The 13,383-nt window shown below is 41.0% G+C and carries 10 protein-coding genes; all 10 read left to right on the plus strand.

Annotated features, from left to right (window positions below):
* Positions 1-43: 43 nt before the first annotated feature.
* The 10 genes from D0T84_RS04525 to nifJ all read left to right on the plus strand — a co-directional run bounded on the left by D0T84_RS04525 (position 44) and on the right by nifJ (position 13,217).
* Entirely contained in the window at positions 44-493 is a 450-nt protein-coding gene (locus tag D0T84_RS04525) for a cupin domain-containing protein (RefSeq protein ID WP_163306458.1), read from the plus strand.
* A 6-nt stretch (positions 494-499) separates the two neighbouring features.
* Positions 500-1,528, plus strand: a complete 1,029-nt coding sequence (gene hisC, locus D0T84_RS04530; RefSeq protein ID WP_163306460.1) for a histidinol-phosphate transaminase — start codon at positions 500-502, stop codon at positions 1,526-1,528.
* A gap of 10 nt (positions 1,529-1,538) precedes the next feature.
* Entirely contained in the window at positions 1,539-2,147 is a 609-nt protein-coding gene (locus D0T84_RS04535) for a hypothetical protein (protein ID WP_163306462.1), read from the plus strand.
* 13 nt (positions 2,148-2,160) lie between these two features.
* The gene (locus D0T84_RS04540) at positions 2,161-2,850 is read left to right on the plus strand and encodes a hypothetical protein (protein WP_163306464.1); all 690 of its coding nucleotides are present in this window, start codon (positions 2,161-2,163) and stop codon (positions 2,848-2,850) included.
* Positions 2,851-2,852: 2 nt separating this feature from the next.
* Positions 2,853-3,560, plus strand: a complete 708-nt coding sequence (locus D0T84_RS04545; protein ID WP_163306466.1) for a hypothetical protein — start codon at positions 2,853-2,855, stop codon at positions 3,558-3,560.
* Between the two features lie 51 nt (positions 3,561-3,611).
* Positions 3,612-4,727, plus strand: coding sequence for a bifunctional histidinol-phosphatase/imidazoleglycerol-phosphate dehydratase HisB (gene hisB, locus D0T84_RS04550; protein WP_163306468.1), 1,116 nt, complete (start codon positions 3,612-3,614; stop codon positions 4,725-4,727).
* Between the two features lie 109 nt (positions 4,728-4,836).
* Complete coding sequence (locus tag D0T84_RS04555) at positions 4,837-6,957, plus strand: putative porin (protein ID WP_163306470.1); 2,121 nt, start codon at positions 4,837-4,839, stop codon at positions 6,955-6,957.
* 80 nt (positions 6,958-7,037) lie between these two features.
* A complete protein-coding gene (locus D0T84_RS04560) occupies positions 7,038-7,850 on the plus strand; it encodes a transporter substrate-binding domain-containing protein (protein WP_163306472.1) in 813 nt (270 codons plus the stop codon).
* Between the two features lie 513 nt (positions 7,851-8,363).
* Positions 8,364-9,557 (plus strand): AAA family ATPase, encoded by a 1,194-nt coding sequence (locus tag D0T84_RS04565; protein ID WP_370525422.1) that lies wholly within the window; start codon positions 8,364-8,366, stop codon positions 9,555-9,557.
* A gap of 90 nt (positions 9,558-9,647) precedes the next feature.
* The gene (nifJ, locus tag D0T84_RS04570) at positions 9,648-13,217 is read left to right on the plus strand and encodes a pyruvate:ferredoxin (flavodoxin) oxidoreductase (protein WP_163306475.1); all 3,570 of its coding nucleotides are present in this window, start codon (positions 9,648-9,650) and stop codon (positions 13,215-13,217) included.
* The last annotated feature ends 166 nt before the right edge of the window (positions 13,218-13,383 follow it).

Here is a 13,383-nt window from a genome sequence, read left to right on the forward strand (position 1 = left end):
AATCTTTAAATCTTTAAATCTTTGAATCTTTAAATATAAAATAATGGAAAACGAAAAAAAGCAGGTATTAGAAACAGTCTCAAAGTACATTGACATCACACTCACCCCTTTCGCCAAACCGCAACGGACAGTGATAGACATAGAAAAGCGTGACCCGATGTATGACGGCAACGGTGTAGTATATATGCTTTCCATCTTCGAAAAAGGGGAGTTGGTAAACAACCGTATCGGTACCTATATGGTTTTGCTGAACAAAGGCGACCAGGCAGGATTTCACGAACATGGCAGCAAAAAAGAACAGGAACTTTATGTTCTGGTACATGGCGAAGGCGAATATATCGAACGCGATGGACCGGATAAAATTACCCGGAAGTTTAACCTGAAAAAAGGGAATGTGACTGCTATACAGGGAGATAATAATTATCATTCGATAATTAACACAAGTGACGAACCGTTGATAATATTTGTGGTAACTACCTATCAACCAAACTGAAGAACAATGAACTTAGAGCAACTCGTACGTGCAAACGTTTGGAATATGAAACCCTACTCATCGGCCAGGGATGAGTTTAAGGGAGACGCTTCAGTCTTTTTGGATGCAAATGAAAACCCGCTGAATGATAAATACAATCGTTATCCCGACCCCTTGCAGTGGGCTCTGAAAGAGAAGATAGGCAAGGTGAAAGGCGTATCGCCGGAGCATATTTTTCTCGGAAATGGCAGTGATGAACCTATCGACCTTGTCATCCGGGTTTTTTGCGAACCCCGTAAAGATAATATTGTAGCTATCGACCCTACATACGGGATGTATCAGGTATGTGCCGATGTGAATGATATAGAATACCGTAAAGTTTTGCTAAAAGAAAACTTTGACCTCGATGCCGCAAAGCTTTTGGAGAAGGTGGATAGCAATACAAAGCTGATATTTCTATGTTCGCCGAATAATCCAACAGGGAATCTGCTGAACAGGAAAGAGATAGAAAAGATACTGGACTCTTTTGCCGGTATTGTTATTGTCGATGAAGCCTATATTGATTTTGCCTCCGAAGACTCATGGCTCAGCGAACTGGATAAATACCCTAATCTTGTTGTTTTACAGACATTTTCCAAAGCCTGGGGATTAGCTGCCGTACGTTTGGGTATGGCTTTTTCTTCCCCCGAAATCATCAGGCTTTTCAATAAAGTGAAGTACCCATACAATGTAAATATTCTGACTCAGAATTTTGTCAGCGAAGAACTGGATAAACTGGAATTGAGGAAAGAATGGATTTCCACACTGTTGAAAGGGCGTGACTACCTGAAAAATGAATTACCAAAGCTGTCTTTTGTAGAAAAAATATACCCTACAGATGCCAATTTTCTGCTGGTGAAAGTAGGTGATGCCAACGGACTATACAAACAATTGGCAGACAAAGGGGTAATTGTGCGCAACCGCAATTCGGTATCGCTTTGTGCTGGTTGTCTGCGTATCACAGTGGGCACAGACGAAGAGAATAGGATATTGATAGATACATTACAGTCTCTTTAGTTACAAAAAGATGAAATATGCACTTTACATATTTGTTATACTTTTAATGTTTGCTGGCTGCAAGAAACAGGCGGCGGAGAAGATATCCGTTGCCGGAGATTCAGCGCAGTTTCCTGTCCCTGTTTCTGAGCCTGTAATTGATAAAGACAGCCTTATTATTGAAGATTTTAAAGCATTCTTTGAGGAAGAATGCAAGAAATGGCCGGTAAACTTTCATATCGATACGTTAGCACAAAAACAAACCTGGTGCGACAACCTGGGCCTGTCTAAACATACAGGATTGAAGAATACCAGATGTCTTTTGTTTGTTGACAAAACCATTAACTACAGAAGTGTTTCCATCGAAGCATTCAGGCTCTCAGATATCCCGGAGGCGCAGGCCGTTGTTGACGAACACTGTAAAGCATATAATGATGCCTTCAGAAAAGGCGAAAGTGTAGATTTTATTATGGAAAATGTATATGCAAAGATACCTTATAGGGCTATCCGTATCCATTCCACCATTTTTGAGATTACAGCAACCAATACCGTTGGGCATATTATGTACAATACAGTAGATGCTTTAATCGAAAAATACAACGTTAGCAATAATGATATTATCCCGTGCGAGAGGGAATAAACAAAAGTAGCCTATGAATAAATCTATTTTAAATATTATCTTTATATTTGCCTTGTTCTCTATCAATTATAACATGGTAAATGCACAGCCTCTCGAACTAGCATGGCAGGAAGCAGAATCAAAGGATTATATTGATAAAAAACTGGCGAATAAGTTAAAGCCTGTTCTAAAAAGCTGGCTTGATTTTTATAATCTGGATATTCATAAATTCCGGTTAGGGCAGCAAGGTGAAACATCCTCTACTCTTGAAGACCTGGCAATATCTGTGGATACCGCCTCTATTTATCATAGACCGTTTAATAAAGAGTCAGACGATATTTATGAGCCGGTGCTTTATGACTATTCTCCCAATAAGCGTTTTTATCTGAATGTGCGTGAGACAGCATTGGTTTATCGGGATGAAGACAATAAATGGCGTTACGAAGGAGGTGACGACTGCATGGAAGTTTATCTGACTGACAGGAAGAAAGAGAATAGCGCGATTATTCTGTGGCTTGGCTCGTCAGCATTTGCCGAAGCGGCTTTCTGGCTCAATAACGATACTTTTATTATTGTCGGATATACAGATTATGAAGAAGCGAAACGTTTTTTGTACCTTAGGGGTAAGATAAATGCCAATTATTATACAGATATGAATGAAATACCTCCGGGCTCTGAATATTTTATACATGATTTAAAATCCAGAGGTGTAATTTGTAATTAAAGATGAAATATATTTTTGCAATATGCGTTTTTGCCTGTATAACTTTCAGTTGTAAAAAGCAGGCCACTACAGAGTCCGATAATACTTCGGATACGAAAATTACTACAGAAACAGTTGATTCGTTGACCGTTCAAAGTATTGATGAAAATTTAGCCACAAAACTTAAACCTGAGATAGATGGCTGGCTTACATACTATAATCTGAACATTTCTGATTTTCAGAAAAGTGCAGAAGTTGCTATGGATATAGAGAATTTGAAGGCGGATACCACATACGCATACTATAATTACATCGAATTTACTAAAGAGCGCGATGTATACACTCCTCAGTTCTATGATTATTCTCCCGATAAGAGTTTGTATCTGAATGTTCTGGAGGCAACCTTTGTCTACAAGGCTGATGATGGAAAATACCATTACGACGGTTCGGACGATAGCCAGGGAATTACCCTGTTCAACCGTAAAGACAAGAGTGCAGTTCTGGTTACATACCGTGGATATTCAGACAGTGCAGATGCCGCTTTCTGGGTAGATAATGGTATGTTTGTCATAGCAGGATATGCGGTTCCCGGTGATATTGGGGAATATACACTCGAAGTATTTGACTTAAAGCAAAATACGAAAACCCGGTATATCCTTCCTAAAGAAGAAAAATCTGAAAAATCTTATCTGATGTGGGATATGGAAAAACGTGGTGTAATTATTGATTAAAGAGAATGGGATTCGTCTTTTGAGTCTTTCTAGCTATATATTAATCCATAAATGAAAAAAAGAGCATTATTTATCGACCGCGATGGTACATTGGTTCTGGAACCACCTGTAGACTACCAGCTGGATAGTCTCGAAAAACTGGAGTTTTACCCTAAGGTGATCCGCAACCTGTATTTTATCCGCAAGAACCTTGATTTTGAGTTTGTGATGGTAACCAATCAGGATGGTTTGGGTACATCATCTTTTCCCGAAGATACCTTCTGGCCGGCTCAAAACAAGATATTGAAGACACTGGAAGGAGAGGGTATTGTCTTTGATGATATTTTAATTGACAAAAGCTTTCCCGAGGATAACGCCCCAACAAGAAAACCCCGTACGGGCATGCTGGGGAAATACCTCACAGAGGATTACGACCTCGCGCATTCCTATGTTATCGGCGACCGCCTGACGGATGTGGAGCTGGCTAAAAACCTCGGATGTAAAGCTGTCTTTATGCAGGATAGTATAAATCTGCCTGACGAACTGAAAAATACTTGCGCCTTGCAAACTACCGACTGGGATGTAATTACTGAATTTCTTTTTGCAGGCGAACGTAAGGCAGAAGTAAAACGCACGACAAAAGAAACGGATATTTATATAGCCCTGAACCTTGACGGGAAAGGCGATTGCAATATTTCTACAGGACTGGGCTTTTTCGATCACATGCTGGAGCAGATAGGCAAGCACTCCGGTATGGATCTTACTATACAGGTGAAAGGTGATCTGAATGTTGATGAACACCACACGATAGAAGATACGGCTATAGCCCTCGGTGAAGCTATATATAAGGCTTTGGGCGATAAAAGAGGTATCGAGCGGTACGGCTACAGCCTGCCTATGGACGATTGCCTGTGTTCGGTTGCCCTCGATTTTGGTGGCCGCCCGTGGCTGGTATGGGATGCCGACTTTCATCGCGAGAGGGTAGGGGATATGCCTACCGAAATGTTTCTGCACTTCTTCAAGTCATTGAGCGATTCAGCCAGGATGAACCTCAATATAAAGGCGGAAGGCGCAAACGAACATCACAAGATAGAAGGCATTTTCAAGGCTTTGGCACGGGCTCTGAAAATGGCTAAAAAACGTGATATATTCAATTACGAACTACCATCGACTAAGGGGGTCATCTGAAAAGGCTCTTGGTTGATTGCTTCTGGCTGAGGCAATAAATAGACACATATATCTGTTTTTATAGAAACATTAACGTCTCCATTTTCATTTTTTGTGTAAGTTTGCACCGATGAAAAAAATTATAGTCTTTCTATTCTCGATTTTTGCAATTTCTCTTGTCGTTAATGCACAGGACAAGGCTATTCCTACATCCGATGTAGCCGGTACAAGAATAGATTCTTTACCTCCGGGTATTACAAATTTGCCTTCCAGTGGCAGGAAGATAGATACGGTTAAGGTTGAGGTTCCTAATATTTATGTGTGGAAGATCACACCACGCTTGGGAGAACGCGTCTTTATCCCACGCGATTCAGCAGTAATTGACTTTCATCAAAGTATGCTGGTTGACGGAAAAGATGTGGCAGTAGGCTATCTGGGTAACATCGGTTCGCCGCTTCAATCCAAAATATTCTTCAATCGTCCCGAAACCTCACGCTTTATATTCCTCGACCCTGTACGTGTGTGGAGGAAAAACCCCGAAGACCAGATTTTCTATAATACCAAAGTTCCTTATTCTGAAATCAAGTACCAGAGCGGTGGCGGAGGACAAAGCGCGGAAAACCGCTTTCAGGCTGAAATTACCATGAATATGGGGAAGAAACTGAATGTCGGCTTCAATTTTGACTATATTTATTCCCGTGGATTTTATAATTCGTTAGCTAATAAGGGAGTGACCTACGACTTTTATGCAAGCTATATCGGAGACAAGTATAAGATGCACGCGCTATTCCATAATAACAATTTCACTATAATCGAAAATGGCGGTATAGCCAACCCCCTGTATATAACCAACCCCGATGACCCGAGTATCGAAGAGGCAGACTTTAAAGGAAACTCTCTGGATATTCCTGTCAGGATGACGGATACATGGAACAGGATGAGGGGACGGCACCTGTATGTAACCAACCGCTACGACTTAGGCAATGATATGGAAGAATATGCTGTCAACGACAGTGTTATGGGAATGCGTAAGAAGAAAGACTACATCCCCCTGGCCAGTGCCATTCTCACCACCCATTATACCGATCAGCGCCGCAGGTTTAACTCTACATACGCCGGAATGGATGATTTATATACTGCTCAACTGTGGGATAATTCAGCTTCGGGCTGGAAAGAATATGCAGGCGAAGAGCAGAAGATTTTCAAATATGATGGCGATGTGGATGACTATATGTCTTACTATTCGTTCAAGAATACATTGGCGTTGGCTATGAACGAAGGCTTCCGCAAATGGACTAAATTCGGCCTGACTGCATTCATCGAATATGATATGCGAAAATATTCCATGCCGAATTTTATAGCTAATGATGCGGGGCAAGCTATAGGTATGCAGGGTTCATTTTCACATTATAGCCAGAATGCTTTATTCGTTGGTGGTGTATTATCTAAAGAAAAAGGTAAATTTCTCCGTTACAAGGCTACAGCAGAAAAAGACCTGATTAACAGCGATTACCGGCTTGAGGGAGAGATTACGACAAAGCTAAACTTTAAGAATAAAGACTTTTCGGTAAAAGCGAATGCGTATATAAAGAATATAAGCCCAAGCTTCTTTCAGGATAACTTCTCGTCTAAATACTGGAACTGGAAAGATATGGGATTAAAAGATACCCGGAAGGTTTATATCGGAGGGGAGATTGTCTTTCCCGAACTGTCTTTCTCCAAGACAAGAATAAGCGGAGGTGTGGAAACTATTTCAGGTCAGATATACTACGATAAGAATGGACTGGTAGCCCAAAGGGGAGGAGATGTACAGGTTATCTCCCTTCGCCTCGATCAGAATTTTCAGGCAGGAATCTTTCATTGGGACAACCGGGCCGTATATCAGTACAGTAACGATGAGGAAGCCATCCCCCTGCCTACACTCAGTGTGTATTCCAATATTTATATCACAACAAAGCTGGCCAGAGTGCTGACATTGCAGCTGGGTGCTGACGCACATTTCCATACCAAGTATTATATGCCGGGCTACGAACCCCTTACAATGCAGTTCTATAATCAGCGGGATACCAAATTGGGTAATTTCCCCGTAACAACGGCTTATCTGAACCTGCATCTCAAATACACACGTTTCTTTATAATGATGTACAACCTGACTAACGGGATGGGAAATGGCGAATCTTTCTCCCTCTACCGTTATCCGGTAAATCCACGGATTATGAAACTGGGTATTTCATGGCGTTTCAACAATTAAAAATTGCGGAGCAATTAGCAAAAATATATTATCAATTGAGATTTTAAAGATTATAATTCATAACCTATAACTCAATAGCAATGAAAAATAAGGCTTTCTTATCTGTACCTATTATTGTCATCATATTGGTTCTTATCTGGATCTTTATGCGTGAGAATAAGGTAGATAAGCAGACAAGGGACTACCCCCGGATAGAAGGTCAGGGAGTACTGAATATTGTGACAGACTATAACTCTGTAGGTTATTTTGTGTCAGGAGATACGATTGCCGGGTTCAACCACGATCTCATTCAATTGTTGAAGACATATATACCCGTAGAAGTTGATATTCAGCTTGAGTCTAGTTTAGATAAAAGCATGGATGGGCTGAAATCCGGCAAATATGATATTGTAGCACGTAGTATACCGGTAACGTCCGAATTGAGGGATTCGGTTAATTTCACCGAACCCGTGGCACAGAACAGGCAGGTGCTGATACAGCGTAAAAAAGCGTTTAATGATGATGTAGAGCCTATCAGGAGCCATCTCGCTCTGGCAAAAAAAACACTGTATGTCCCGGCCAAGTCTCCCGTTATTATGAGAATACAGAATCTGGCGCACGAAATAGGGGACACTATTTATATAAAAGAAGACCCTACCTATGGAGCCGAACAGCTGGCTATGATGGTGGCTGCGAAGGATATCGATTTTGCAGTCTGTGACGAAAAAGCGGCGGCGAATGTAGCTAAAACCTTACCCGAAATAGATTATTCCACCTTTATAGGTTTTACCCATTTAGAAGCATGGGCGGTCAGGCGCGATGCTCCGGTACTGCTCGATTCGTTGAATGTATGGATCAAGCGGATGAAAGAAACGCAGGTGTATGACAAAATATACAGAAAATACTATAAGTAATGATATTTTGGCAAAGATATGAACCCTTTAGAATAATAGTGATTATTAATTCTGATTTTACATGAAATATCACATTTTTAGTGATATAATATTTTTTTCTTTGCTTTTTTATGGATTGTTTGAAGAAAAATGATTAAAATTGCTATCTGGACTTTGCAATGACATAAAAAAAAGTTATCTTCGTCTGATTTTAATAAGCGTTTCTAAGTAGCGGGGCGGGGGCTGGATTTTTTATTTAAGTTATGCAGGTTACGGGAAACGACTAATGAAGTTGAACGTTTTGAGTAGCGAGAGCAGAATGGAAACTTGTTTCATCTTACGCCGAGTCACGGGAAACGACTAATGAAGTTGAACGTTTTGAGTAGTGAGAGCAGAATGGAAACTTGTTTCATATTATGCTGAGTCACGAGAAACGACTAATGAAGTTGAACGTTTTGAGTAGCGAGAGCAGAATGGAAACTTGTTTCATCTTATGCCGAGTCACGAGAAACGACTAATGAAGTTGAATATTGAGTGGAATCATTTTTTCGGACACATAGATATCTGGTTGAGCATCTTTTTGACGGTGCAATACCCAGGCTGTTGATGAAACAGGTCGACTGGTCGCGTCGATTAATTGGAATAAAGGGGACAAGAGGAGTAGGGAAGACTACCTTTTTGTTACAATACGCAAAAGAGTTCTTTGAGCTGGACAGGCGGGATTGTCTTTATATCAACATGAACCAGTTTTATTTTACAGTAAGGACAATAACATCTTTTGCGAAAGAATTTGTAGACCGTGGAGGTAAAACGTTGTTGCTTGATCAGGTTTATAAATATCCGGATTGGTCGAAAGAATTAAAGGAATGTTACGAACGTTTTCCACAATTGAAGATTGTTTTTACCGGTTCCACGGTGATGAAACTCGGCGAAAATGAAGAAATTTCTTCAATTGTAGATGTTTACAATCTGAGAGGATTTTCATACAGGGAGTTTTTGAATATCCAGCACGGAAAGGACTTTGAGGCATACACGCTGGAGGATGTTGTAAACAACCACCAGGAAATAGCCGAAGAGGTATTCTCTAAAATCAATCCTTTAGACCATCTGTGGGGATATATGCATCACGGATATTATCCGTTTTTTCTCGAAAAAAGGAATTTTTCGGAAAATTTACTTAAAACGGTAAACATGATGTTAGAGGTAGATGTTTTATCTATCAAGCAAATCGAGATGTCATATCTGCCAAAACTGAGGAAATTATTATATTTATTGTCTTTATCTACCCCGGGTAAACCAAATATCAGCCAGTTGAGCATCGATTGCGAAATATCGAGAGCGACCGTTACCAATTACCTGGAATATTTGAGGAGTGCCAGATTGATAAATATGTTGTACCAGGAAGGGGAAGAGTTTCCTAAAAAACCTGACATGGTTTACATGCACAATACCAATTTGATTTTTCCTCTGAAGCTATCGGATGTGAGAGATCAGGAATTACGAGAAACCTTCTTTTACAATCAGGTACATCATAGCGACTGCAAGTTGAATAAGGGCGCTAAAGGCAGTGTCTTTATAGTTGAGAACGGAGAAGGAAATTATACATTTAAGATAGAAGGACAGAAGACCAGAGGAAAGCATAAGCCTGACATATTTTATGTCGTTGCCAATCTGGAAAAAGGCGATAAGAATGTTATCCCTTTATGGCTATTTGGTTTTCTGTATTGATAATATAAATGAGCAATAGTGACACGGCTATTGGCTCAGCCAAATCAAACAATGTAAACTAAAAAAAGATAATCAACTATTACAAAAAGTATGGCTAAACAAAAAAAATTTATTACGTGTGATGGTAATCAGGCTGCGGCACATATCTCGTATATGTTCAGTGAAGTAGCTTCTATTTACCCGATCACACCATCATCAACAATGGCAGAATATGTTGATGAATGGGCAGCCGCCGGACGTAAAAACATCTTCGGCGAAGTACTCAGGGTGCAGGAAATGCAATCCGAAGGTGGTGCTGCCGGAGCAGTACACGGTTCGTTGCAGGCAGGCGCGTTGACTACTACTTATACAGCTTCGCAAGGGTTGTTACTCATGATCCCTAATATGTATAAGATTGCCGGGGAGCTTCTTCCTAGTGTATTTCATATATCAGCCCGTGCTCTTGCAGCTCAGGCTCTTTCTATTTTTGGAGACCATCAGGATGTTATGGCAGCTCGTCAGACGGGATTTGCCATGTTCTTCTCCGGGTCGGTACAGGAAGTGATGGACTTGTCGGCAGTACCACACCTGGCTACACTTGAAGCACGCATTCCGTTTATGAATATATTCGACGGGTTCCGTACTTCTCACGAAATACAGAAAGTGGAAGAAATGGATCAAAATGACCTGATTCCGCTTATCGACCAAAAGGCGCTTCAGGAATTCCGCGACAGGGCTCTTAATCCTGAAAATCCGGTAACCCGTGGTACGGCACAAAATGATGATATTTACTTCCAGTCGCGTGAAGCTGCAAATAAATTCTATGATGCGGTTCCTGAAATTGTAGAGAAATATCTTGCTGAAATATCTAAGATCACAGGACGCAAATATGGTTTGTTCGATTACTATGGAGCAGACGATGCCGACCGCGTAATCATTGCAATGGGTTCGGTAACAGAAGCTATCAAAGAAACTGTAGATTTCCTGAATGCTAAAGGCGAAAAAGTAGGTCTTGTGGCAGTTCACCTCTACCGTCCGTTCAAAGCTGAGGCGTTCTTGTCTGCTGTACCTAAAACAGCGAAGAAAATTGCAGTTCTCGACCGTACTAAAGAACCGGGAGCACTAGGACAACCACTATATATGGATGTAAAAGACTGTTTCTTCGGAAAAGCTGATGCTCCTGCAATTGTAGGTGGTATTTATGGTCTATCATCTAAAGATACTACTCCTGCTCAGATTATGTCAGTATACGAAAATCTGGCAATGAACTTGCCTAAGAACGATTTCACGATTGGTATCGTAGACGACGTTACATTCAAATCCCTTCCTCAAAAAGAAGAAGTTTCGGTAGACGATACTACATACGAAGCCAAATTCTACGGGTTGGGCTCGGATGGTACAGTAGGTGCAAATAAGAATACAGTTAAGATTATCGGAGATAACACCAATAAATATTGTCAGGCATACTTTGCTTACGACTCTAAGAAGTCCGGAGGTTTTACTGCTTCCCATCTTCGTTTTGGCGACAATCCTATCCGTTCTACATATCTGGTAAATACACCGAACTTTGTAGCATGTCACGTTCCGGCATACCTGCATCTGTACGATGTAACCAAAGGTTTGAAGAAAAACGGTACATTCCTGTTGAACTCAGTTTGGGATAAAGACGAAGTTGGTAACTACCTGCCCGATAACGTGAAAAAATATCTGGCTGTAAATAATATCAATTTCTATATTATCAATGCTACTAAGATCGCTACCGAAATCGGTCTTGGCGGACGCACCAATACTATCCTTCAATCGGCATTCTTCAAAATCTCGAACGTAATACCTTACGACCTGGCAGTAGAGCAAATGAAGAAATTCATCGTTAAGTCATACGGACGTAAGGGAGAGGATGTGGTTAAGAAAAACAATGCAGCCGTAGACCGTGGTATCGAAATAGAAAAGGTAGAAGTCCCTGCAGAATGGGCTAACATTGTTGTTGGCAAACCGGTAGAAGACGATGCTCCTGAATTTATCAAGAAAGTAGTTCGTCCGGTAAATGCACAACGTGGATATGACCTTCCTGTTTCTGTTTTCGTTGGTCGCGAAGACGGTACCTGGGATCATGGTACTACCGAATATGAAAAACGTGGAGTGGCAGCATTCGTTCCTGTGTGGGAAGCTGAAAACTGTATACAGTGCAACCAGTGTGCTTATGTTTGTCCTCACGCTACTATCCGTCCGTTTGTGCTGGATGCAGCAGAACAGGCAAAAGCTCCGGCTGACGTGACTTTACTGAAAGCTCAGGGTAAGCAATTCGATGGTATGGGCTTCCGCATTCAGGTGGACGTTCTCGACTGTCTTGGTTGTGGCAACTGTGCTGACATCTGTCCGGGTAAAAAAGGAAATTCAGCCCTCAAGATGGTTGAAATCGGAACCCAGTTCCCTGAGCAAAACAATTGGGACTTCATGATCAAAAATGTAACCAGCAAGGCTCATCTTGTAGATACTAAGCTGAATGTGAAGAATTCTCAGTTTGCAACTCCGTTGTTTGAGTTCTCCGGAGCATGTTCCGGTTGCGGCGAAACTCCATATATCAAACTCGTTACCCAGTTGTTCGGAGACCGCATGTTGATCGCCAATGCTACAGGTTGTACATCTATATATGGAGGTTCAGCTCCATCTACTCCATATCGTAAGAATGAAGAAGGTAAAGGTCCGGCTTGGGCAAACTCGTTATTCGAAGATAATGCTGAATTCGGCTTAGGTTACGCATTAGCAAATATGACGATGCGCGACAGATTGGTGAAACTGATGAATCAGGCTCAGGATTGTGATAAATGTTCTCCTGAAATAAAAGCCCTTTATAAAGAATGGGTGGAAAATAAGGATGAGGCTGAAAAGACAAAAGAGCTTACAGCACAGATGCTACCATTACTTGAAGTAGAAAAGGATAAATGTGATTACTGTAAAGAAATCTATTCATTGAAGCAATATTTGATCAAACGTTCAATCTGGATCTTTGGCGGTGACGGTTGGGCTTATGATATAGGTTTCGGCGGACTCGACCATGTACTGGCTACAGGCGAAGACGTGAATATCCTGGTTCTTGATACAGAGGTATATTCTAATACAGGAGGCCAGTCTTCCAAATCGACTCCGATAGCGGCTGTTGCCAAATTTGCTGCCGCCGGTAAGAAGATACGTAAAAAAGACCTTGGTATGATTGCCACTACATACGGATATGTATACGTAGCTCAGGTAGCTATGGGCGCCAATCAGGGACAATGCCTGAAAGCGATCAAAGAAGCTGAGGAATACAAAGGCCCATCATTGGTTATAGCTTATTCCCCATGTATCAGCCACGGTTTGAGAAAAGGGATGGGGCACGCGCAGGATGAAGAAAAAGCAGCCGTTGCTTGCGGATACTGGCACTTGTGGCGTTACAACCCAATGTTGGAAGAAGAAGGTAAGAATCCGTTTACGATGGATAGTAAAGAACCGGATTGGTCTAAATTCCAGGAATTCCTTGGTAATGAGGTTCGTTATACTTCTCTTCAGAAATCAAATCCGACAGAAGCTACAGATCTGTACGCTGCAGCTCAGAATAATGCGATGTGGCGTTATAAGAGTTACCAGCGTTTAGCCTCAAGTTCTTTCGATAAATTTGATGAGGCATCCGAACTGCAAAATTAGTTTTAAAATAATAGTTAAAAAGGGGGATTCTGTTTGGAATCCCCCTTTTTATGTTTTCATTTGTATTAAAAATAAGAGACTATTCTTGATTGGAGGCATTTTTTACATAATAAATAAATAATTAATTTAAAAAAAAATATTATCTTTGCCTCACTTGATATATAGT

The organism is Dysgonomonas sp. 521 (assembly GCF_010501055.1).
Lineage (GTDB): Bacteria > Bacteroidota > Bacteroidia > Bacteroidales > Dysgonomonadaceae > Dysgonomonas.